This is a genomic window from Streptomyces saintjeani, assembly GCF_055409605.1.
This window is the reverse complement of the sequence record NZ_CP189624.1, coordinates 9160756-9182083: the sequence shown is the minus strand read 5'-3', so window position 1 is coordinate 9182083 and position 21328 is coordinate 9160756. Positions and strand designations below refer to the sequence as shown.

Here is a 21328-nt window from a genome sequence, read left to right as displayed (position 1 = left end):
GAGCCGGATCAGCCGGTCGTGACGGCGGTGTCGTCGACGACGAAGCTGGTCTGGAGCGAGGAGTCCTCGACGCCGGTGAACGTGAGGGTCACGGTCGATCCCGCGTAGGAGCCGAGGCTGAAGGACTTCTGGACGTACCCGGAGGCCGCGTTGAGGTTGGAGTACGTGGCCAGGGTGGTCGAACCGGCGGCGACCGTCAGCTTGTCGTACTGCGTGCTGGTGGTCGTCTCGGCGGTGTCGATGTGCAGGTAGAAGGTGAACGTGGTGTTGGTGCAGCCGCTCGGGACGGTCACCGACTGGGAGAGCGTGTCGGTGTGGGTGGAGCCGTACCCGTCGAGCCACGCCTTGTAGGAGCCGGTACGGGCGGCCTGGCCGCTGGAGTTGGTGATGACGCCGCTGGTCGAGGTCCAGCCGGTGCTGCCGGACTCGAAGCCCGCGTTGCTCAGGAGCTGCGTGGCGGTGCAGGTGCCGCCGCCGCTGGAACTCACCGTCCAGGTGAAGGAAGCCGTGCCGGTCGCCCCGGCGGAGTCGGTGACCGTGACGGTCGTGCTGTACGTCCCGGCGGTCGTCGGCGTCCCGGAGACCAGGCCGCTGGAGCTGCTGATGGACAGTCCGGTCGGCAACCCTGACGCCGCGTAGGTCAGCGAGCCGCTGTTGGTGGAGCCGGCCGAGATCTGAAGGCTGGCCGCCGTACCGACCGTGGACGACTGGCTGCCCGGGTTGGTGACGGTGACGCCGGTCGACGGGACGGTGATGTGGCCGCCGACGCTGATCCCCGCGAAGGCGTTGCCGACTCCCGCGTACTGCGCGGAACTCGAACCGTACAGCGCGGTCGCCGCGTTGAGGGCGGCGGTGCGGGCGCCCGCGTAGTTCGTGGACGACGTCATGTACGTCGTCAGCGCCTTGTACCAGATCTGGAGGGCGGCGGCCCGGCCGATCCCGGCGACCGCGACGCCGTCGGAGGTCGGGCTGTTGTAGGTGACGCCGTTGATGGTCTTGGTGCCGCTGCCCTCGGAGAGCAGGTAGAACATGTGGTTGGCGGGGCCGGAGGAGTAGTGCACGTCGAGGTTGCCGACGCCGGAGTACCAGGCGTTGGCGGAGGCGCCGTCCTTGCTGGGCTGGTCCATGTGGCGCAGCGGGGTGCCGTCGCCGTTGATGTCGATCTTCTCGCCGATGAGGTAGTCGCCGACGTCGGTGGCGTTGTTCGCGTAGAACTCCACGCCGGTGCCGAAGATATCGGAGGTCGCCTCGTTCAACCCGCCTGATTCGCCGGTGTAGTTGAGCCCGGCCGTGTTGGAGGTGACGCCGTGGCTCATCTCGTGCCCGGCGACGTCGAGCGAGGTCAGCGCGTGCGTGCCGCCGGAGCCGTCGCCGTAGGTCATGCAGAAGCAGTCGTCGTCCCAGAAGGCGTTGACGTACGCCGAGCTGTAGTGGACGCGGGAGTAGGCGGCGACGCCGTCGTTCTTGATGCCGCTGCGCCCGAACGTGTTCTTGTAGAAGTCCCACGTGGTCTGTGCCCCGAAGTGCGCGTCCACCCCGGCCGTCTGCGTGTTGGACCCGGACCCGGTGCCCCACACGTCGTCGGCGTCGGTCATCAGTGTGCCGGTGCCGGAGGTGCCGTTGTTGAGGCTGTACGTCTTGTGGCCGCCGCGCGCGGTGTCGTACAGCTGGTACGTCGAGCCGGAGAGGGTCGTCCCCATGGTGACCGTGCCGCTGTACTGGCTGTTGCCGGTGCCGGTCTCGATGCCCTCCCAGCGGGAGAGTTCGGTGCCGGTGGTCGCGTCGGTGACGATGTGCAGCTTGCTGGGTGTGCCGTCCTTCTGGGTGCCGGTGACGATCGTCTCCCAGGCGAGCCTGGGGGTGCCCTCGGCGGCCCAGATCACCTTGCGGGCGGCGCCGGCACGGGAGTCGACGGTCTTGGCCGTCTTGAGCGCCTTGGTCTCGGCGGCGGACTTGCCGAGGGTGGGGGTGGTGGACTTCACCGAGATCGTGCGGCGGTCGTTGTTGAACGTCGTGGAGACGGTACCTGCGGCGAGCGAGGCCGGGGGTGTGTGGACGACGAGGTCGCCGCCGAGGACGGGCAGGCCGGCGTAGGTGCGTTCGTATCGGGTGTGGACGGTCCCGTCGTTGTCCTTGACGACGTCCTTGACCAGGAGTTTCTCCTGTGTGCCGAGGCCGAGTCCCTTCGCCGTGCCGGGGGCCTTCGACTCGGCGTTCTTGATGAGCGTGGTGCGCTGCGCGGGGGTGAGGTCGGCGGGGAGGGCGCCGGTGCGCAGGGGAGCGGGGTGAGGGGCGGCGGGCCGGGCCGTGGCGGGGACCGTCTGGACGCCGAGGGCGAGCAGTGCGGTGGTGGAGAGGAGGGCTGCGCAGGCCGTGGTCCGCTTACGGGGGGTGGGTCTCACTCGAACTCCTACGGTGTGTGTCCGGGATGAGCTGAGTGGGGGGTGGCACGGAGGATGACATCTTTGACGCGGTCATGTCATCAGGGCCGGAGCGGCTCAAGGGTTTCCCCTCGATGGGAAATCGCTTTGAACTTTCAAGAACCGACCGCGGCGTGCCGAATGAATATGCCAGCAGAAATGCGGCGGACCGAAATTGACGCATCTGTGCGCAGAGTTGCGTTTCGCTATTTGAGAGATGCTCCACTACTGGCCGGTTCAGCTTGCTATCACTGTCCCTTTACACGTAGACCTTCGAACACACACAGCCTTATCTCTGGGGGGAGTTGGCCTATGGAAGGCACCGTCGACGGTTTCCGCTACGGGGCGGTGACGCCGATCGCGGCTTATGTGATGGCATGTCTCGGGGCCGCCCTGGGACTGCGGTGCATTGTCCGCTCACTGCTCAACACGCAGTCCTGGAAACCGGGGTGGCTCGCACTGGGTGCAGCATCCATCGGGTGCGGGATCTGGACGATGCACTTCATCGCGATGATCGGGTTCCAGGTCGTGGAGACCCGCGTCGGATACCACGTCGGGCTCACCGTCCTGAGTCTCGTCGTCGCCGTGGTCGTCGTCGGCATCGGCGTGTTCATCGTCGGCTACCGGGGGGCGAGCCCGCGCACGCTGCTGTTCGCGGGCGTGGTGACCGGGCTCGGGGTGGCCGCGATGCACTACCTCGGCATGGCGGCCATGAGCCTCAACGGCCGTATCGACTACGCCGTGCCGATCGTCGCGCTGTCCGTCCTGATCGCCATCGGCGCCGCGACCGCCGCACTGTGGGCGGCCGTCTCCATCCGGGGGTTCCTGCCCAGCCTCGGCGCGAGCCTCGTGATGGGGGTCGCCGTCTCCGGCATGCACTACACCGGGATGGCGGCGGTCAGCGTCCACGTGCACGGGACGACCGCGTCGTGGGCCGGGGACTCGCCGACCTCGCTGCTGCTGCCGATGCTGATCGGGCCGGTGATCTTCCTGCTCCTCGCGGGGGTCGTCGTGATGTTCGATCCGCTGCTGGTGCTGGGGGACGGCGAGTGGAACCGGCCCGTGCAGGAGCGCAGGTCCGCCGCCGTCCCCGAGGCCTTCAGCCGGCCCGAAGCGTGGCAGAAGGAGCGGACGCGGAGCGGCGGGTGAGGGGTTCGCGCAGGCCGAGGTGGTCGCGCAAGGTCGTGCCCGTGTACGCGGTGCGGTAGACGCCGCGTTCCTGGAGCTCCGGGATCAGCAGGTCGACGATGTCGTCGAGGCCGTCCGGGATCAGGTACGGGGTGACGTTGAAGCCGTCCACCGCGCCGTGGCGGGCCCAGTGGGCGAACTTGTCGGCGAGGCCGCCGGGGGTGCCGACGTGGCCGCGCTGCGGGCCCAGCGCGATCACCGTCTCCCGCAGCGACCAGCCGTTCGCCTCCGCCTTCTGCCGCCACTCGGCGACCACCGCACGCGGGTCGGCGACCCGGCGGGCGCCGAAGGAGCCGTCGTTCTCCGCGACGACCGGGTCCTCCCGCGGGAGCGGGCCGTCCGCGTCGTGCCCCGACAGGTCCCGGTTCCACAGCTGGCCCGCGATGCTCAACGCCGTTGCCGGGGTGACCTGCTGGAGCCTGATCCAACGCTTCTTCTCCGCCGCCTCCGCCTCCGTCGCCCCGATGATGATCTCGGTGCCCGGCAGGATCCGCAGATCGTCCTCCGGCCGCCCGAACGCCCTCAGCCGCCGCCGCACGTCCCGCGCGAACGCCAGCGCGTCGTCGAAGTCGTCGCCGTGCGCGGAGAAGATGACGTCGGCATTGCGCGCCGCGAAGTCGCGGCCCTCGCCGGAGTCGCCGGCCTGGAAGACGACGGGGTGCTCCTGCGGGCTGCGCGGCAGGGTGGGCGTGAAGTCGACGTCGAACTGCGGCCCCTGGTGCCGGACTTGGCGCGGCGTCTCCCCCTCCCAGGCGTCCCAGATCTCCCGCGCGAGCGTGAGGAACTCCTCCGCCCTGCGGTACCGGTCGGCGTGGTCGAGGTAGCCGCCGCGCCGGAAGTTGGCGCCGGTCCAGGCGTTGTCGGTGGTGACGACGTTCCATCCGGCGCGTCCCTCGGACAGCAGGTCAAGACCGGAGAGCCGCCGCGCCAGGTCCGCGGGCTCGTTGAAGGTCGTGTTGGACGTCGAGACGAGCCCGATCCGCCGGGTCACCGCCGCGAGCGCGGCGAGCTGCGTGATCGCGTCCGGCCGTCCCGCGACGTCCAAGTCGTGGATCAGGCCGTCCACTTCGCGCAGCCTGAGTCCCTCACCGAGGAAGAACGCGTCGAACAAGCCGCGTTCGGCGGTCTGCGCGACCTTCCGGAAGCTCGCGGGGTCGATCTGCGAACCGCTGGCCGGGTCGGACCAGACGGTCCAGTGGTTGACGCCCTGGAAGAAGACGCCGAAGTGAAGTTGGGCGTGCGGGAAAGGGGTGTCGGTGCGGGTCATCGGAGGGCCTTCCCGGTCGTGGAGTGGGTGGCGAGTCGATCGGTCACCGTGTCGCGTCCTCGTACCGGTTCGCCGGCCTGGTCAGGCCCAGGTTCGTGCGGAGGGTCGCCGCCGGGAGAGGGCGGGTGGCCGTGCGGGTCGTGAAGAGGTCCGGGAGGACCAGACGGGAGAGGACGAGGAGGTCGTCGTCCAGGGAGAGGGGACGGAGGCGGACCCCGTCCACCGAACCCCTCAGCTCCTCCAGGAGGTTCACCAGGCCCGCCGCCGAGCCCACGTGGCGCAGGCGGCCCCTCTCCGGCCAGTCGGCGGCGCGTTGACGGCCCGTCACCTCCTCTGTGTCCAGGGCGACTTCGATCTCCGCGAACACCAGCGGGGTGTCCGTGCGCGCGGCGGTCTCCCTGACCGACGCGATGTCGGGGCCGTCGATCAGCGCCACGTCCAGCCGGTCGGCGGGGATACGGCGCGGGTCGCCCAGGACCACCAACTGCCCCTGCGGGGGCCGGGGGACGATCGCCGGGCCCTTCACCGCGTACGTGTCGCCCGTGAAGTCGATGTAGTGGAGGCGGTCCCGGTCGAGGTAACGGCTCGTGGCGACGGAGCGGATCACCGCGTCGTCCTCCCACGAGTCCCACAGGGCACGCGCCACGTCGACACCGTCGGCCGACTCACGGGTCAGCGCCTCGGCGCCCGCGACGACAGGCCGACCCCAGACCCGCGCCGCCTCCGGCCGGTCCTCCTGCGACACGACCCACCCCGCGCGGCCCAGCGAGACGTGGTCGAGCGACGCCAACTGGCTGGAGACGTGGAAGGGTTCGGCGTAGGTGAGCGGTACGGCCGGGGCGATGCCGATGGTCGTGGTGGACGCGGCGATGAACGCGGCCCGCTCGACGGCCCCGATCCGCCCGGGGACCAGCGTCGAGTCGTCGAGGGTGACCAGCGTGAACCCGGCGTTCTCCGCCGAGGCGGCGGCACGGGCGATGGCCCGAGGCGCGAGGGAACCGTCGAGTTCGACGGCGAGACGCAGGGGCTTGGAGGGCATACGGAGTCCTTCCGGGGCACGGCGGAGAACACCGGCCACGGAGCGGGACCGGCGCTGGATCAGACGCGTGCGGAAGGACAGACGGCGGAGGCGGTACGGCAGTAGTCCACATGCCGCCGGACAACCAGCCACACCTCAGCACCACCAGGTGCCGAACTCGGTGCGCGCATGGCTTCCTCCACTGTCCGCAGCAGACCACGTCAACTTACGTCGCCGGGACCGCGGCCTGTCAAGACCGGACACGGCCCCCGGGAATGACCCGCCGGCCGGCGTGGTTGCCACGGACGACGGTACGACCTCCAGCAGGGAGCGCACACATGAGCAGCGGTTTCGTCGCGGAGTGGGAGAAGTGGCACCGCACGAGGGAGGAGGTCCTCACCTCCCCGCACGGCTTCCTCGCCATCACCAGCCTGCGCTGGCTCTCCCCCGAGCCGGAGCGGTTCGACGACGCGCCGGGTGCCTGGGCCACCACCGGCGAGGGGGTGGTCGTGGAGCTGGGCGAGGGCGAGGAGCTGACCCTGGACGGCGAGACCATCACGGGCCGGCACTCCTTCGGGGTCATCCCCGAGCGGGCGAGTGTGTACGTCGGTGCCGGGGACGCCGTACTCGAGATCGGCAAGCGGGGCGGGAGCGACATCCTGCGGCCCCGCCATCCCGGCAACGCCCTGCGCACGAACCACCGCGAGACCCCCACGTACGCCCCCGACGAGACCTGGGCCGTACAGGGCCGCTTCGTGGCGTACGACAGCCCCCGCGAGGTGACCGTGGGCGCGGCCGTGGAGGGGCTGGAGCACGTGTACGACTCGCCGGGCCAGGTCGAGTTCGAGCTGAAGGGCGCCGTCCACCGCCTGACCGCGTTCAACGGCATGACCCCGGGCAGCCTGATGGTGCTGTTCACGGACGAGACGTCCGGCGTGACGACGTACGCGGCGAACCGCGCCCTCCAGATCGCCGCACCGGACGCGGAGGGTCACGTCACGGTCGACTTCAACCGCGCCGGGAACATGCCGTGCGCGTACACGGACCAGGCGACGTGCCCCCTGCCGCCGAGGGAGAACAGGCTCCCGGTGGCGGTGGAGGCGGGCGAGAGGCTCCCGTACGAAAGGGCCTGATCCCGCCGCCCGGTGAGGGCCGCATCCCCAACCCCCTGACATGTTCTGGCCATTGCTACGGTTCCCCCCGTGTCCGAATCATCACGCGATACCGCCGCCGGCGCCGGTTGGGGCGAGGCCGCCCCGGGTGCCTACCGTCAGCTCATGCCGGAGAAGACCGAGAAGGTCTCGTGGCTGGACCCGCGCACGCTGTGGGCGGCGCGCAACGGGGTGGTGGCGTCCTGGCTCGGGGACCCCACGGGGCGGACGAGAAGCCGGTGGGTGGCCCAGCAAAAGGCACGACAAGAGGCACAGCAACAGGCCCTCGCCGACAAGGTGATCCGCCGCGACGACCCGGACCGCTTCTCGTTCATGGTGATCGGCGACACGGGCGAGGGCGACGACCCGCAGTACGCCGTCGTACCGGGCTTCCTCAAGGTGAGCGAGGGAACCCGGTTCGCGGTCGTCGCGAGCGACGTCATCTACCCCGTGGGCAGCGCCGCCGACTACGGCACCAAGTTCTTCCGCCCGTACGCGAGTTACCCGGCGCCGATCTACGCGGTCCCCGGCAACCACGACTGGTACGAGGGCCTCGGCGCGTTCATGCGGGTGTTCTGCGGGGACGCGCCGCCCCTGCCCGCCGAGCCGAGACCCCGTGCGCTGACGAAGGCGTGGCTGCGGTCGCTGCTGTGGCACGAGGCGCGCCCCGGGGACGGCCAACAGCTCGACAAGGTACGGGAGTTGCGCTCCACGCCCGGTCAACAGGCCGTCCAGCCGGGCCCGTACTGGGCGATCGACGCCGGACCCGTACGGATCATAGGGATAGACACGGGACTCCTCGGCACCCTCGACGCCGAACAGGGCGCGTGGCTGCGGGAGGTGTCCCAGGGTCCGCGCCCGAAGATCCTCGTCACCGGTTCGCCCCTGTACGTCGACGGCCGGTCCGACCCCTGCGCGATCGAGGGCGGCGGGACGGTCGACGAGATCGTGCGGGCGCCGGAGCACGGGTACGTCGCGGCGATAGGCGGCGACATCCACAACTACCAGCGCTATCCGGTGCGTTGCCCGGACGGGCGGATACTCCAGTACGTCGTGTCCGGGGGCGGCGGCGCGTTCACGCACGCCACGCACACCATCTCTCGGGTCTCGGTCGCGGGCGTCGGCGAGGACGAGTTCCGGTGCTACCCCTTGCGCGGTGACTCGCTGGCGTTCTACGCGGGGCTGTACGGGCGGCGGCTGCGCCTCAGGCGGTTCTTTCGGCTGACCGAGGACGAGGCGACGGCGGTGATCGCCGAGCGGCTGGGCATCACCCCGGCCCGCGCACCTGGCGCCGAGGTGCGGATCACCCGGCGGATCCGGCTGGTCGCCGCGCTGCTCGGGGTGGCGGGGAAACCCCGGCGCGTCAGGCTCCCCGTACGGAAGATCTACACGCAACTCTTCTCGCCCGGTTCCGCGACGTACAGTCCGCCGTTCTTCAAGAGCTTCCTGCGGCTCGACGTCACGCCGGAGTCCGTGCGCATCCGGTGCTTCGCGGCGACCGGGAACCTCGCGCAGGAGGTCGAGCCGCCGGTCGAGGACGAGGTGATCATCCCGCTGCGCCGGAATGCGTGAGGCGTGGCGCGGGTTGGCACGGTCGTACGTCCCGTGACCGTTGGAGAGCCTCATGCCGTCCACCCCGCGCCCGCTGCGCAAGCTCGGTTTCCTCACCATCGGCCTGTTCGACGGGGACGACCCCCGCGCGGGCCACGAATCGACGCTGGAGATCATCGAACTCGGTGAGCGCCTCGGCTTCGACAGCGCGTGGCTGCGCCACCGTCACCTCCAGTACGGCATCTCCTCCCCCGTCGCGGTCCTCGCCGCCGCGACCCAGCGCACGAGCCGTATCCACCTCGGTACGGCCGTGACGCCGCTCGGCTGGGAGAATCCGCTGCGGCTCGCCGAGGACTGGGCGACGGTCGACCTCCTCTCCGGCGGGCGGCTGAACCCGGGGGTGAGCGTGGGCCCGCCGATGCAGTACGAGCACGTCAAGGGCGCGCTCTACCCGGACACGGCCGACGCCGAGGACTTCTCGTACGAGCGGGTCCGGCGGCTCCTGGACTTCGTGCGCGGCGAGTCCGCTAGCGACTTCAGCGGCGTGCAGGGGTTCGAAGTCTTCTCCGACCGGGTCCAGCCGCACTCCCCCGGCCTCGGCCGGCGCATGTGGTACGGCGGCGGCAGCCTGAGTTCCGCGCGCTGGGCCGGGGAGCACGGCATGAACTTCCTGACCAGTAGCGTCGTCAAGGCCGAGGAGTCCGAGGACTTCGCGAAGATCCAGCTCTCCCACATCCGCGCGTTCCGCGCCGCCCACCCCGACGGTGACGCGGCCCGCGTCTCCCAGGGCCTGGTGGTCGTCCCCACGGACTCGGCGACCCCGGCGCAGCGCGCCAGGTACGAGGAGTACGCGGCGAAGCGCCTCCCCCGCACGGCGTCCCCGCAGGGCCCGGCGCGCATGATGTTCGCCCCCGACTACGTGGGCACGTCCGCCGAGATCGCCGAACGCCTCCACGCACACGCCGCGTACCGCGAGATCGACGAGGTGGCCTTCGCGCTCCCCTTCACGTTCGACCACGAGGACTACGTGCAGATCCTCACGGACATGGCGACGAACCTGGGCCCGGCGCTGGGCTGGAAGCCGGGGTCGGAGGACTGACCCTCACCACCGCCCCACCTCCGTCCCGGTCACCCCCTCCGACGCCCTCCCGTCCGCCCCCACCGGCACGTCCCCGGCCAGCATCACCCGGTGCATGGTCCGGGGGAACCCGAGGTGCGCGTTGTCGCCCGGGGCCAGGTGGATCGTCGCGCGGTTGTCCCAGAAGGCCACGCTCCCCGGCTCCCACCTGAAGCGGACCGTGTATTCGGGGCGTACGGCCTGTTCGAGCAGCATGTCGAGCAGGGCCCGGCTCTCCGCGCGGGAGACGTCCTGGATCTGCTCGGCGTAGTACCCGTTGACGTACAGGATCCGCTCCCCGCTCTCGGGATGGACCCGCACCAGCGGGTGCACGGACGCGACCTGGTGGTCCAGCAGATGCCGCACGTACGCGTCGTCCCCGGCACGCGGCTGGTACCCCACGCCCAGCCGGTGCTCCACCCGCAGCCCGTCCACGAACCGGCGTACCGGCTCCGACAGCCCGGCGTACGCGGCGGCGAGGTTGGACCAGGTCGTGTCGCCCCCGTACGGCGGAACCGCCTCGGCGCGCAGGATCGTCGCGGCGGGCGGGTCGATACGGGCGCCGTGGTCGCAGTGCCAGCCGCGCAGCAGCGTGTGCCGGCGCCGCTGGAGCCATTCCTCGTGCTCCATGCCGAACTTCCCGCCGAGTTCCAGCCGGTCGGCGGTGGTCTCGACCTCGGGGAAGCCGGCCGGCGAAGCACTGCCCCGCTTGCGCGGCGCGACGGGTTCCCCGAACCGGCGGGCGAACCCGACGTGTCCGGCGTGGTCGAGCTTCTGCTCCCGGAAGAAGACGACCTTCCAGCGCAGGACCGCGTCCCGGATGCCCCGTACCGTCGCCGCGTCCAACTCCCCGGCGAGATCGACCCCGTGGACCTCCGCGCCGATGTACCCGGCGACCGGCCTGACCTCCATGAACCCTCCAAGATCCGTTTACGGACTCCCTACCCGGTTTTCCCTCCCCGTGCTCCTGGCGTTCGGTAGGGTCCCGCCCGACGACGTCTCAGGAGGCCCCCCATGCGTACACGTACCGTCCTCGCCGCCGCTTTCGCGGCTCTCGTTCTCTCCACCACGGCCGCCCAGGCCACGCCTCCGGGCCCGGGGGTGACGGCGAAGCTCCTCGCGCAGAAGACGGTCGGCGACAAGGACTACGTCCTGCGCGAGCTGACGATCCCGCCGGGCCAGACGACCGGCTGGCACTTCCACGACGGCATGGTCTACGGCTTCATCGAGGAGGGCACGCTGAGCCACTTCGACGCGACGTGCGATTCGGACGGCGTGTACCAGAAGGGCCAGGTCATCGAGGAGGGCCCGAACTACGTGCACATCGGCCGCAACCTGGGTGACAAGCCGCTGGTCCTGAAGGCGCTGTACATCCTCCCGCACGGCGCCCCGTTCTCCGAGGACGCCCCGAACCCGGGCTGCGACTTCCAGTAGTTCACAGTGCCTGTTCGGCCCAGATCGTCTTCCCCCGGCTGTTCTGCCGGCTCCCCCACCGCTGGGTGAGCTGAGCGACCAGCAGCAGCCCCCGCCCGCCCTCGTCGAAGGCGTGCGCCCGTCGCAGATGCGGTGAGGTCGAACTCGCGTCGGACACCTCGCAGATCAGCGTCCGGTCCCGGATGAGCCGCAGCCGGATGGGCGGCTCGCCGTACCGGATCGCGTTGGTGACGAGTTCGCTGACGACGAGTTCCGTGACGAAGGACGCCTCGTCGAGCCCCCAGGCGGCGAGCTGCGCCATCGCGGCCTGCCGGGTCGCGGCGACGTGCTCGGGATCGGGTACGACGTCCCAGGTCGCGACCCGGTCCGCGCCGAGCGCACGCGTGCGGGCGAGGAGCAGCGCGACGTCGTCGCCGGGTTCCTCGGGGAGGACGGCCTTGAGGACGGTGTCGCAGAGCGCGTCCAGCGTCGCGGCGGGCGCGGCGAGCGCGCCGCACAGCTCGGCGCCGGCCCGGTCGACGTCCCGGTCGCGGCCCTCGATGAGCCCGTCGGTGTAGAGAGCGACGATCGCGCCCTCCGGCAGCTCCACCTCGGCCGCCTCGAAGGGGTGTCCGCCGACGCCGAGGGGTGGCCCGGGGCTCATCTCGACGAACCGGACCGTCCCGTCGGGCAGCACGAGCGCGGGCGGCGGATGCCCGGCGGCGGCGAGGGCGAGGCGGCGCGCGACGGGGTCGTACACGGCGTACAGGCAGGTCGCGCCGAGTTCGGCGGCGTCGGTGGAGCCGTCGTCGTGGGTGGCGAGGTGGGTGACGAGGTCGTCGAGGTGGGTGAGCAGCTCGTCCGGCGGGAGGTCGACGTCGGCGAGGGTGCGCACGGCCGTGCAGAGCCGTCCCATGGTCGCCGAGGAGGGGATGCCGTGGCCGACGACGTCGCCGACGACCAGCGCGACACGGCTGCCGGACAGGGGGATGACGTCGAACCAGTCGCCGCCGATCCCGGCCGTCGACCCGGAGGGGAGGTACCGGTGGGCGACCTCGACGGCGGCCTGTCCGGGCAGGCCGCGCGGGAGGAGGCTGTGCTGGAGGGTGAGCGCGGTGGCGCGTTCGCGGGCGAAGCGGCGGGCGTTGTCGACGCAGACGGCGGCGCGGCTGGCGAGTTCCTCGGCGAACACGGCGTCGTCGTCCCCGAAGTCGTCGGGGTGCGCCATGCGGATCGCGACGGCGACCCCGAGGGTCGTCCCGCGGGCCCGCAGCGGCACGGCCAGCATCGAGTGCACGCCCTGCCGGTGGGGCCGCCCTTCGGGTGAGCGGGTGTTGCGCTCGGCGACCCACCGTACGAACTCCGGCTCCCCGGCCTGGCTGAGCACGGCCCGCCCCTCGCGCAGCGCTTTCGCGGGCGGGCTGTACGGCGGGTAGGCGTCGGTCTCGCCGAGGTGGACGGCGGCTTCGGGGGTGCCGTCGGCGGCGGAGCCGTGCGCCACGCGCCGCAGGACGACCTGGCTCTCGGGGATGCGCGGGGGTTCGTCGGAGCCGAGGACCCAGTCGAAGAGGTCGACGCTCGCGAAGTCGGCGTACCGGGGGACGAGGAGGCCGACGACCTCCTCGGCGGTGCGGACGACGTCGAGGGTGGTGCCGATGGAGGCGGCGGCCTCGTTGAGGAGGGCGAGGCGGCGGCGGGCCCAGTACTGCTCGCTGCTGTCGAACGCGGCGAGCGCGACGGCCCTCAGCTCGCCCCCGGCGTCGTGCACGGGCCACATCTCGATGTTCCAGGCGTGCTCCCGGTTCCCGGAGGGCTCGCCGGTGTAGCTCTCGTAGTGCACGCGCCGCCCGGTGTCGGCGACCTCGCGGAGGTGGTGGTGGAAGCCCTGGCTGTGCTCGGCGTCCTCGACGGTCTCCGGGAACGGCCGCCCCAGGAGCACGTCCTCGTCGACGCCCATCACCTGGCAGGCGGCCGAGTTGAGCCGCAGATAGCGCTGCCGCGTGTCGAACACGGACATCGGCATGGACGCCTGCTGGAAGGCCAGCTCCCCGAGCGAGGGCGGCGGGGGCGCTGCGACGGTGACGACGAACCCGGCGGGTTCGCCGCCGGGGCCCAGGACCGGGCAGGCCGTGAGGGTGGCGGAGACGGGGTGGCCGTCCTTGTGCCGCAGGACGACGGGCCCGCCGCCCGGCAGCGCGTCACCGAGCAGCTCGGCCGCGGACCGGCCCACCGCCTCGCCCGCCGTCCGCCCGGTCAGCTCGCGGGCCCCCTCGCTCCAGCCCGTCACGACGCCCCGGGCATCGATGACCGCCGCAGCGACGAGATGCTCCATACGTCCCAGAATGGGGGTAATGCGGCGGGGGCTCAACCCCGAGCGCGCAGGACCTCCAGTGCCCGGTCCGCGTGCTGGTTCATCCGCAGCTCGCTGCGCACGACCTCCAGGATCCTGCGGTCCTGCCCGATCACGAACGTGACCCGCTTGGTGGCCATGAGCGCGAACCCGCGCTTGACGCCGAACTTCTCCCGCACGGTGCCGTCCTCGTCGGACAGCAGCGGCATCCCCAGCGTGTGCTTGCCGACGAACTCGTTCTGCTTGTCGACGGTGTCGCCGCTGATCCCGACCGGGCGCGCGCCGGCCGCCTTGAACTCCGCGGCGAGGTCGCGGAAGTGGCATGCCTCGGCGGTGCAGCCGGGCGTCAGGGCGCCGGGGTAGAAGAAGAGGACGACAGGACCGTCGGCGAGCAGCTCGGTGAGGCTGCGGACCGTTCCGGTCTCGTCCGGCAGGGAGAAATCGTCGACGACGTCGCCGGTCTCGGGGGCGCGGCTCATGGGCCAGTCCCTCCTTCAAGTGGGGTTGCGCGCGATGCTACTTGACCGCTCCAGGTCAGGCCGTGGCGGGTTCGGTGTCCTCCTCGATCGCATACGTGAGGAAGTCGTCGACCATGCGGTGGAAGAGCCCGGCGAGCTGTTCCAGCTCCTGCGGCGTCCAGTCCTGGAGCGCGAGCTGCATACCGCGCTGGCTCGCCGCCCGGATCCGGCCGACGGCCCGCTCCCCCGCCTCCGTGAGCTGGATGCGCTGCGCGCGGCCGTCCTGCGGGTCGGGTACGCGGGTGACGTACCCGGACTTCTGGAGCTGCTGGACGGTCCGCGTGACGTGCGACGCCTCGACGCCGAGCCGCTGGGCCAGTTCACCGGGGCGCAGCGGCTCGGAGTCGGCGACCTGGCGCAGCAGCGCGACGGCCGCGCGGTCGAGGGGGACGCCCGCGATGGCCATCAGCCGGTCGTGCTGGCGGGCACGGGTGCTCAGGTACGTGATGCGGGTGAGCGCCCGCTCGATCTCGATGACCTCGGGGGAGGCGGAGGCGGGGAGCGGTTCGATCGGCATGCGCCCCACTTTACCCTGTTGTTGCGTAACTCAAGTAACTTGCGGCTTCTCGACGAGACGGATGGCGGCTGCCGGACAGACGGCGACGGCCTCGCGGACGTCGTCGAGCTGGTCGGCCGCGGGTTCGGCTTCGAGGAGGACGGCGATGCCGTCGTCGTCCTGGTCGAAGACGTCCATCGCGGCGAGGACGCACTGGCCGGACGCCACGCACTTGTCGGCTTCGAGTTCCACCTGCACGGTGATCTCCTGATGTTCTGCGGGGAGTTGGCGGATTACCAGGTGACGGGGAGGCTGTGGACGCCGTACACGAACGCGTCGTCCTTGAAACGGACGTCCTCGAAGGGGATCGCGAGCTCCAGACCGGGGAGGCGCCGGTAGAGGGTGCCGTAGACGACCTGGAGTTCCATACGGGCCAGGGGCTGGCCGAGGCACTGGTGAACGCCGAAGCCGAACGCGACGTGGCGGCGGGCGTCGCGGGTGAGGTCGAGGCGGTCCGGGTCGGGGAACGCCTCGGGGTCGCGGTTGCCGATCTCGTTGGCCATGATCAGGCCCTCGCCCGCCCTGACCGTACGGCCCGCGATCTCGATGTCCTCGGTGACCGCGCGGCGCCGGCCGAGGTGGGTGATGTGCAGGTACCTCAGCAGTTCCTCGACCGCGCCCGCGACGAACTTCGGGTCGCCGCCCTGGCGCAGGAGGGCGAGCTGGCCGGGGTTCCTGAGCAGGGCCAGGGTGCCGAGGGCGATCATGTTCGCGGTCGTCTCGTGGCCCGCGATCAGGAGCAGCAGGGCCATCTCGGTGGCCTGCCGGTGGTCGAGTTCACCGGCCGCGATCCGGCCCGCGATGCCGGAGATCAGGTCGTCGCGGGGGTCGCTGACGCGCTCTTCGAGGAGGGCGCCGAGGTAGCCGCCGATCGCCTGACTCGCCGCCGTCCGCTCCTGCGGGGTCGCCGTCCGGAGGATCATCGTCTTCGTGTTGCCCTGGAAGAAGTCGTGGTCCGCGTACGGCACTCCGAGCAGCTCGCAGATCACGAGGGACGGCAGCGGCAGCGCGAACGCCTCGACCAGGTCCACGGGGTTCGGTCCGGCGAGGAGGCCGTCGATCAGGTCGTCCGTGATCTTCTGTACGGCGGGGCGCAGGGCCTCCACCTTCCTGATCGCGAACGGGCCGGTCACCATCCGGCGCAGCCTCGCGTGTTCCGGGTCGTCCATCATGATGAAGCTGAGCTTGCCGTCCCCGGCACCGGGCGACGCCTTCGTGGGGTAGCCGGGGTTGTCCGGGTCCGCGCTGACCCTGGGGTCGCCGAGCAGGGCGCGCTGTTCGGCGTACGTCGTGACGAGCCAGGGTTCGCTGCCGTCCCAGAGCCTGACCTTCGCCAGCGGCCCTTTCTCGCGGAGTTCCGTCAGAGCGGGCGGCGGGTCGAAGGGGCACCGACTCGACCTCGGCATGGGGAATTCCGGTGCGGTGAGCGCGTCCGCCATGGCTCTCCTCGGGAGTGGGGGGGTTTCGTGGGCCCAGGCAAACAGAAGGCGCTGACTCGACCCGGTCAGGAAGCTGACGGGGAGCTGACGTGGCGTGGATCACAGGTCACGCCTCGCTCTCCTCCCGGCCCAGCCAGTACCCGAAGCCCCGGCGGGTGTGGAGCAGCGGGGGGCCGTCCTGGTCCAGCTTCCGCCTGAGCCGCGAGACCAGTTGCTCGATGGCGTTGCCCTCCCGGAAGTCGCCCCACACGAACCGGCTGATCTGCTCCTTCGACAGCACGCGGTGGGCGTTGACGAGGAAGTGGCGCAGGAGGCGGTACTCGGCGGGGGTGAGGTCGAGGGTGCGGAGTCCGCGTACGGCACGGCAGCCGTCGTCGTCCAGCACCAGGTCGTCGTAACTGAGCGCGCTCCCCCGACTCCGGTCGGCGGAGCGCAGCAGCACCCGCATCCGGGCGAGGACTTCGGCGACCCGGATCGGTGTCGTCACGTAGTCCTTCTCCCCGGAGTCCAGCTCCGGAAGAATCGCCTCCAACCGGTCGGGCGGCAGCAGGTACAACACCGGCAACCGCCGCACGACCGGCCGCCCCGCCCCCTTGCTCCTCGGCAGCCCCGGCAGCCCCAGATCGACCACCGCCAGCTCGAACCGCCCCTCCCCCAAGCGGGCCACGGCCTCCCCGAAACTCCCGGCGAGCCCGACCCGGTACCCGGCCAGCTCCAGGCTCACGGCGAGGAGTTCGGCGACGGCGACTTCCCGGGCCGCGACGAGCACGCGCTGTCCGGAGCCCCGCACCAGGGAGGGGAGGTGGGCTCGGGGGGTGACGGCGAGGGGAGCCCGACAGACGGGGCAGGGAGAGGCCGACGCGTCGTCCGGACGTCGTAAAGCGCACATGCCGTTCACCCTAGCCCCCTGCTTGCCTTACTCAAGCAAATCCCAACCATTTGCTTGACTCAAGTAACTCGCACATGCTTGCCTAACTCAAGCAACACCGAGCCGGGACTCTCTGAGCGGAGAAGGTCCCGAGCGCCGGACCCGTGGGGACGGGGAACGGCGCGCTCCGGGCCCGGCGGACGGCGTCTCCCCCCAGCCGCCGCCGGGCCCGGAGACACCCCCAGCAGCGACGAAAGGCCCCCGCGATGAGCACCATGAAGTCCGTCCGTACCGCCGGCGTGCACCGCGTCGAGACCGTGGACGTCGAACTCCCCGAGCCCGGCCCGAAGGACGCGCTCGTACGGGTCCGGGCCTGCGGCATCTGCGGCACGGACGTCACGTTCCTGCACATGGGCGGCATGCCGGCCAGGGCCCACCTGGGCGGCGACCTGGTCCCCGTCGCGCTGGGGCACGAGCCGGCCGGTGAGGTCGTCCAGGTCGGCGCGGAGGTCACCGGCCTGAAGGCGGGCGACCGCGTCGTGGTGAACCCGCAGGACGCGCCGACCGGCATCATCGGCTGCGGCGGCACGTACGGCGGCATGAGCGAGTACCTGCTCATCGAGAACGCCGAGGTCGGCAGGAGCGTCGCGGTGTTCCCCGACACCGTCCCCTTCCAGGTCGCCTCCCTCAACGAGCCGATGGCGGTGGCCCGGCACGCGGTGAACCGCTCCGGGGCACGCCCCGAGGACAAGGTCGTCGTCTTCGGCGCGGGCCCCATCGGCCTCGGCGCGGCGATCTGGTTCAAGCTGCGCGGCGTCGGGCACGTCACCGTGGTCGACGTCATCCCCTCCCGGCTGGAGAAGGCACTGGCCGTGGGCGCGGACGCCGTCATCGACTCGGCGGCGCAGGACGTCACCGCGCGCCTCACGGAACTGCACGGCCAGGCCGCGAACGCGCTGGGCCAGCCCCGCCCCGGCACGGACATCTACCTGGACGCGGCCGGTGCCCCCGCCGTCTTCACCACGGTCGTCGCCAACGCGAAGTGGCACGCCAAGCTGGTCATGGTGGCCGTCCAGAAGAAGGGCGAGATCGACCTCGGCGGCATGCTCCGCAGCGAGCTGACGCTGATCCCGTCCCAGGGCTACCCCACGGAGATCTTCGAGGTGACCCCCGAACTCGTCGAGCACCAGGACCGGTTCGCGAAGCTGATCAGCCACACGATCCCGTTCGCGGAGGCGGACCGCGCCTTCGAACTGGCGCTGTCGCCGGGCGCGGCGGAGAAGATCGTCGTCACGCTGGACGACTGACGCAAGCACAGGCCGTACGCCCCTCCGCTTCCCCGGGACCCCCATGCTCGCGACCCTCCGCCAGGCCGCCCGCGCCTCCGCCCACCTCGCCCTCGCCGCGGTCGTGGCGTTCCTGTCGTACCTGTTCATCACGGTCCTGCTGATCACCGCCGTCTGCGTCGTCGCGGTGATCGGCATCTGGATGTTCCCGGAGACGGTGCTGATCGTCCGCCGGATCGCGGGCGCCAAGCGGACGCTGACGGCGCGGTGGACGGAGCGGCCGATCCCGGAGGCGTACCGCCCGATCACGGGCCCCCTGCCGGACCGGATCAAGATCGCCGTACGGGACCCGGGCACCGGCAAGGACCTGCTGTGGATGGCCGCGCAGTACGCGTACGGCTGGCTGAACCTCCTGATGGTCCCGCTGTGGCCGGTCGGCCTGGTCGTGGACGGCGTCTGGTGCGGCGTCCTGCGGCGGCGCGCGGTGGTCCTGCCGCTGATCACGAAGCTGGCCGACCTGGAGGCGGGCTGGTCGGCGGCCCTGCTGCGCCCCTCGCCGGAAGCGCTCCTGGAGGCGCGGGTGGCGGAGCTGACGACGACGCGTGCCGACGCGGTCGCCGCGCACGGCGCCGAACTGCGCCGTATCGAACGGGACTTGCACGACGGCGCCCAGGCCCGCCTGGTCGCCCTGTCGATGCGGATCGGGCTGGCGCAGCGGGCGTACGAGGCGGACCCGGAGAAGGCGCGCACGCTGCTCGACGACGCGCTCGGCCAGGCGGAGGAGGCCCTCTCCGAGCTGCGGCACGTCGTACGGGGCATCCACCCGCCGATCCTCACGGACCGGGGTCTGGCCGGTGCCGTACGCGCGCTCGCGGGGAGCAGCGGGCTGGCGGTCGACGTGCGTGCCGAGGGGCTGGACGACGGCGTACGGCCGCCCGCGGCGGTGGAGGCGGCGGCGTACTTCGTGGTCGCCGAGGCGCTGACGAACGTCGCGAAGCACAGCGGCGCCGACCAGGCGGAGGTGGGTCTGGCGCGGACGAGGCGGGGGCTGCGGGTCGAGATCCGCGACGCGGGGAAGGGCGGCGCGGACGATCACGCGGGGTCGGGGCTGACCGGAATGCGGCGCAGGGTCGCGGCGCTGGACGGGACGGTCGGCGTCTCCAGTCCGCCGGGCGGGCCGACGGTGGTGACGGCGGAGCTGCCGTGCGTGTGGTGATCACCGCCTCCCAACAGCCAAGTCTTCGCCGATACTTCACTTTTGATATGTGCATGACCCCTTGGCGGGGGTGGGAAAAGCGGGGAAGCTGAGCTGCCCCCCCCCCCACGCTCCCCCTCTCCCCCCATCCGGAGGACGCCTTGTCGTCACCCAAGTCCCCGTCGGGCCGCCGCAGATGGCTCACCGTGTCGGCGCTCGCCGGCGCGCTCGTGCTCGCCGTCCCGACGGCCGCGTACGCCGCCCCGCCGAAGGCGCTGCCGCAGAACGCTGAAGCCGCCGAGCTGACGTACCTGCCGGCGTTCGACTACGACACCGACGGCTGCTACTCGACCCCGGCGATCGGCCCCGACGGGACGGTCAACGGCGGCCTGAACCCGACGGGTTCGCTCAGCGGCGAGTGCCACGACGCCTCGGACCTGGACAACACGAACAGCTACTCGCGCGCCAAGTGCGACAACGGCTGGTGCGCGTACATGTACGGCCTGTACTTCGAGAAGGACCAGGCCCTCGCCAACAGCAGCATCGGCGGGCACCGGAACGACTGGGAGCATGTCGTGATCTGGGTGCAGAACGGCACGGTCCAGTACGTCGCGACGTCCAACCACGGTTCGTTCACGGTCAGTCCGGCGTCCTCGGTCCGCTTCGACGGGACCCACGCGAAGGTCGTCTACCACAAGGACGGGATCAGCACGCACTGCTTCCGGCTGGCGAACTCCAACGACGAGCCGCCGGAGAACGCGAAGCACACCTGGCAGTACCCGCCGCTGGTCGGCTGGAACGGGTACCCGGCGGGGCTGCGGGACAAGTTGAGCGCGTACGACTTCGGGTCCGCCAACTTCGGGCTCAAGGACGCGAACTTCGCCGCCCACCTGACGAAGGCGCTGCCCTCGGGGATCTCGTTCGATCCCAACGCGTGAGCTGCTGAGGCGTCCCCCGGATCCGGGTCCGACCGGGTTCGGGGGACGGCCGGGGCTCGTCCGGACGGAGGCCCGCGGTGTCCGTGGGGCGGCCGGGAGGGTCTATCGTGTCTCACATGTCGGTACCCGAACTGATCCGTATCGTCTCCCGTGACTCGCCGATGGCTCTGGCCCAAGTGGAGCGGGTGCGCGCCGAGTTGGGCGCCCTGTATCCCGGGGTGCGGACCGCGGTCGTGCCGGTGAAGACGACCGGTGACAAGTGGATGGGCGACCTGTCCCAGGTCGAGGGCAAGGGCGCGTTCACCAAAGAGGTCGATGCCGCGCTGCTCGCCGGGGAGGCGGATCTCGCCGTCCACTGCGTGAAGGACGTGCCCGCTGACCGGCCGCTGCCCGCCGGGACCGTGTTCGCCGCGTTCCTGAAGCGCGACGACGTCCGGGACGCGCTGATCCACCCCGGCGGTCTGACTCTGGACGAGCTGCCCGACGGCACCCGCATCGGGACGTCCTCGGTCCGCCGTATCGCCCAACTGGCGGCCACCCACCCGCACCTGGAGTGCGTGCCGTTCCGGGGCAACGCCAACCGGCGGCTGGAGAAGCTGGCCGCGGGCGAGGCCGACGCGCTGCTGCTCGCGGTCTCGGGTCTGGAGCGCATCGACCGCACCGACGTCATCACCGAGATCCTCTCCCCCGAGGCGATGATGCCGCCCATCGGCGCGGGCATCCTGGCCCTCCAGTGCCGCGAGGGCGACACGGACCTGATCGACACGGTCAGCGCGCTGGGCGACCCCTCGACCCACCGCGAGGCCACGGCGGAACGCATGTTCCTCCACGTCCTCCAGGGCCACTGCAACAGCCCCATCGCCGGCTACGCCCAGGTCGACCGCACCGGCGAACTCTCCCTGCGCGCCTGCGTCTTCACCCCGGACGGCAAGACCCGTCTGAACGCCCACGAATGGGCCGGCCCACTGGACCCGGCGACGCTGGGCACGTCCGTGGCGGTGGCGCTGCTGCGGCAGGGGGCACGGGACCTGATCGACGGCATCCCGCACTGAG

Annotated in this window: 19 protein-coding genes; 9 read left to right on the top strand and 10 right to left on the bottom strand. The window is 71.4% G+C overall.

The window, feature by feature from the left end; genetic code table 11:
• Positions 1 to 8: 8 nt before the first annotated feature.
• Positions 9 to 2402 (bottom strand): M4 family metallopeptidase, encoded by a 2394-nt coding sequence (locus ACQCO7_RS41185; RefSeq protein WP_464076629.1) that lies wholly within the window; start codon positions 2400 to 2402, stop codon positions 9 to 11.
• Positions 2403 to 2732: 330 nt separating this feature from the next.
• Here ACQCO7_RS41185 and ACQCO7_RS41180 point away from each other — a divergent pair, with 330 nt between their 5' ends.
• A complete protein-coding gene (locus ACQCO7_RS41180) occupies positions 2733 to 3569 on the top strand; it encodes an MHYT domain-containing protein (protein WP_464076628.1) in 837 nt (278 codons plus the stop codon).
• Here ACQCO7_RS41180 and ACQCO7_RS41175 read toward each other — a convergent pair.
• Both ACQCO7_RS41175 and ACQCO7_RS41170 read right to left on the bottom strand, forming a co-directional pair.
• Complete coding sequence (locus ACQCO7_RS41175; RefSeq protein ID WP_464076627.1) at positions 3520 to 4875, bottom strand: NtaA/DmoA family FMN-dependent monooxygenase; 1356 nt, start codon at positions 4873 to 4875, stop codon at positions 3520 to 3522. The two genes, ACQCO7_RS41180 and ACQCO7_RS41175, sit on opposite strands and share 50 nt — an antisense overlap.
• Positions 4876 to 4918: 43 nt before the next feature.
• A complete protein-coding gene (locus tag ACQCO7_RS41170; RefSeq protein ID WP_464076626.1) occupies positions 4919 to 5914 on the bottom strand; it encodes an LLM class flavin-dependent oxidoreductase in 996 nt (331 codons plus the stop codon).
• A gap of 317 nt (positions 5915 to 6231) precedes the next feature.
• Here ACQCO7_RS41170 and ACQCO7_RS41165 point away from each other — a divergent pair, with 317 nt between their 5' ends.
• The 3 genes from ACQCO7_RS41165 (at position 6232) to ACQCO7_RS41155 (ending at position 9694) form a co-directional block, all read left to right on the top strand.
• Positions 6232 to 7026 (top strand): DUF1684 domain-containing protein, encoded by a 795-nt coding sequence (locus ACQCO7_RS41165; protein ID WP_464076625.1) that lies wholly within the window; start codon positions 6232 to 6234, stop codon positions 7024 to 7026.
• A 69-nt stretch (positions 7027 to 7095) separates the two neighbouring features.
• On the top strand, positions 7096 to 8616 hold the full coding sequence (locus ACQCO7_RS41160) for a metallophosphoesterase family protein (protein WP_464076624.1): 1521 nt from the start codon (positions 7096 to 7098) through the stop codon (positions 8614 to 8616).
• 52 nt (positions 8617 to 8668) lie between these two features.
• Positions 8669 to 9694 carry an LLM class flavin-dependent oxidoreductase gene (locus tag ACQCO7_RS41155; protein ID WP_464076623.1) on the top strand — a complete coding sequence of 342 codons (1026 nt, stop codon included), beginning with the start codon at positions 8669 to 8671 and terminating at the stop codon, positions 9692 to 9694.
• 3 nt (positions 9695 to 9697) lie between these two features.
• Here ACQCO7_RS41155 and ACQCO7_RS41150 read toward each other — a convergent pair whose 3' ends face one another.
• Positions 9698 to 10624 (bottom strand): TauD/TfdA dioxygenase family protein, encoded by a 927-nt coding sequence (locus ACQCO7_RS41150; RefSeq protein ID WP_464076622.1) that lies wholly within the window; start codon positions 10622 to 10624, stop codon positions 9698 to 9700.
• Positions 10625 to 10726: 102 nt separating this feature from the next.
• Between ACQCO7_RS41150 and ACQCO7_RS41145 the strand changes: the two genes are divergently transcribed.
• Positions 10727 to 11146 (top strand): cupin domain-containing protein, encoded by a 420-nt coding sequence (locus tag ACQCO7_RS41145; RefSeq protein ID WP_464076621.1) that lies wholly within the window; start codon positions 10727 to 10729, stop codon positions 11144 to 11146.
• Position 11147: 1 nt separating this feature from the next.
• Here the strand turns inward: ACQCO7_RS41145 and ACQCO7_RS41140 are convergent, their stop codons facing one another.
• The 6 genes from ACQCO7_RS41140 to ACQCO7_RS41115 form a co-directional block, all read right to left on the bottom strand.
• A complete protein-coding gene (locus ACQCO7_RS41140) occupies positions 11148 to 13457 on the bottom strand; it encodes an ATP-binding SpoIIE family protein phosphatase (protein WP_464076620.1) in 2310 nt (769 codons plus the stop codon).
• Between the two features lie 32 nt (positions 13458 to 13489).
• Positions 13490 to 13954, bottom strand: a complete 465-nt coding sequence (locus ACQCO7_RS41135; protein ID WP_010357303.1) for a peroxiredoxin — start codon at positions 13952 to 13954, stop codon at positions 13490 to 13492.
• A gap of 55 nt (positions 13955 to 14009) precedes the next feature.
• Positions 14010 to 14510 (bottom strand): MarR family winged helix-turn-helix transcriptional regulator, encoded by a 501-nt coding sequence (locus ACQCO7_RS41130; RefSeq protein ID WP_464076619.1) that lies wholly within the window; start codon positions 14508 to 14510, stop codon positions 14010 to 14012.
• A 30-nt stretch (positions 14511 to 14540) separates the two neighbouring features.
• Positions 14541 to 14747, bottom strand: coding sequence for a ferredoxin (locus ACQCO7_RS41125; RefSeq protein WP_464076618.1), 207 nt, complete (start codon positions 14745 to 14747; stop codon positions 14541 to 14543).
• Positions 14748 to 14782: 35 nt separating this feature from the next.
• A complete protein-coding gene (locus tag ACQCO7_RS41120; protein ID WP_464076617.1) occupies positions 14783 to 15988 on the bottom strand; it encodes a cytochrome P450 in 1206 nt (401 codons plus the stop codon).
• Positions 15989 to 16094: 106 nt separating this feature from the next.
• A complete protein-coding gene (locus ACQCO7_RS41115; protein ID WP_464077422.1) occupies positions 16095 to 16757 on the bottom strand; it encodes a response regulator transcription factor in 663 nt (220 codons plus the stop codon).
• A 365-nt stretch (positions 16758 to 17122) separates the two neighbouring features.
• Between ACQCO7_RS41115 and ACQCO7_RS41110 the strand changes: the two genes are divergently transcribed.
• From ACQCO7_RS41110 to hemC, 4 genes are all read left to right on the top strand, one after another.
• The gene (locus ACQCO7_RS41110) at positions 17123 to 18163 is read left to right on the top strand and encodes a zinc-dependent alcohol dehydrogenase (RefSeq protein ID WP_464076616.1); all 1041 of its coding nucleotides are present in this window, start codon (positions 17123 to 17125) and stop codon (positions 18161 to 18163) included.
• 43 nt (positions 18164 to 18206) lie between these two features.
• Entirely contained in the window at positions 18207 to 19358 is a 1152-nt protein-coding gene (locus ACQCO7_RS41105; protein ID WP_464076615.1) for a sensor histidine kinase, read from the top strand.
• Positions 19359 to 19498: 140 nt separating this feature from the next.
• On the top strand, positions 19499 to 20275 hold the full coding sequence (locus ACQCO7_RS41100) for an NPP1 family protein (RefSeq protein ID WP_464076614.1): 777 nt from the start codon (positions 19499 to 19501) through the stop codon (positions 20273 to 20275).
• 116 nt (positions 20276 to 20391) lie between these two features.
• Positions 20392 to 21327 carry a hydroxymethylbilane synthase gene (hemC, locus tag ACQCO7_RS41095; protein WP_464076613.1) on the top strand — a complete coding sequence of 312 codons (936 nt, stop codon included), beginning with the start codon at positions 20392 to 20394 and terminating at the stop codon, positions 21325 to 21327.
• Position 21328: the final 1 nt, after the last annotated feature.

Excerpts from the sequence above, each read along its gene's own strand:
- ACQCO7_RS41180 (WP_464076628.1), top strand. The coding sequence starts at position 2,733 with ATGGAAGGCACCGTCGACGGTTTCCGCTACGGGGCGGTGACGCCGATC.
- ACQCO7_RS41175 (WP_464076627.1), bottom strand. The coding sequence starts at position 4,875 with ATGACCCGCACCGACACCCCTTTCCCGCACGCCCAACTTCACTTCGGC.
- ACQCO7_RS41170 (WP_464076626.1), bottom strand. The coding sequence starts at position 5,914 with ATGCCCTCCAAGCCCCTGCGTCTCGCCGTCGAACTCGACGGTTCCCTC.
- ACQCO7_RS41165 (WP_464076625.1), top strand. The coding sequence starts at position 6,232 with ATGAGCAGCGGTTTCGTCGCGGAGTGGGAGAAGTGGCACCGCACGAGG.
- ACQCO7_RS41155 (WP_464076623.1), top strand. The coding sequence starts at position 8,669 with ATGCCGTCCACCCCGCGCCCGCTGCGCAAGCTCGGTTTCCTCACCATC.
- ACQCO7_RS41150 (WP_464076622.1), bottom strand. The coding sequence starts at position 10,624 with ATGGAGGTCAGGCCGGTCGCCGGGTACATCGGCGCGGAGGTCCACGGG.
- ACQCO7_RS41145 (WP_464076621.1), top strand. The coding sequence starts at position 10,727 with ATGCGTACACGTACCGTCCTCGCCGCCGCTTTCGCGGCTCTCGTTCTC.
- ACQCO7_RS41140 (WP_464076620.1), bottom strand. The coding sequence starts at position 13,457 with ATGGAGCATCTCGTCGCTGCGGCGGTCATCGATGCCCGGGGCGTCGTG.
- ACQCO7_RS41135 (WP_010357303.1), bottom strand. The coding sequence starts at position 13,954 with ATGAGCCGCGCCCCCGAGACCGGCGACGTCGTCGACGATTTCTCCCTG.
- ACQCO7_RS41130 (WP_464076619.1), bottom strand. The coding sequence starts at position 14,510 with ATGCCGATCGAACCGCTCCCCGCCTCCGCCTCCCCCGAGGTCATCGAG.
- ACQCO7_RS41120 (WP_464076617.1), bottom strand. The coding sequence starts at position 15,988 with ATGGCGGACGCGCTCACCGCACCGGAATTCCCCATGCCGAGGTCGAGT.
- ACQCO7_RS41110 (WP_464076616.1), top strand. The coding sequence starts at position 17,123 with ATGAGCACCATGAAGTCCGTCCGTACCGCCGGCGTGCACCGCGTCGAG.
- ACQCO7_RS41105 (WP_464076615.1), top strand. The coding sequence starts at position 18,207 with ATGCTCGCGACCCTCCGCCAGGCCGCCCGCGCCTCCGCCCACCTCGCC.
- hemC (WP_464076613.1), top strand. The coding sequence starts at position 20,392 with ATGTCGGTACCCGAACTGATCCGTATCGTCTCCCGTGACTCGCCGATG.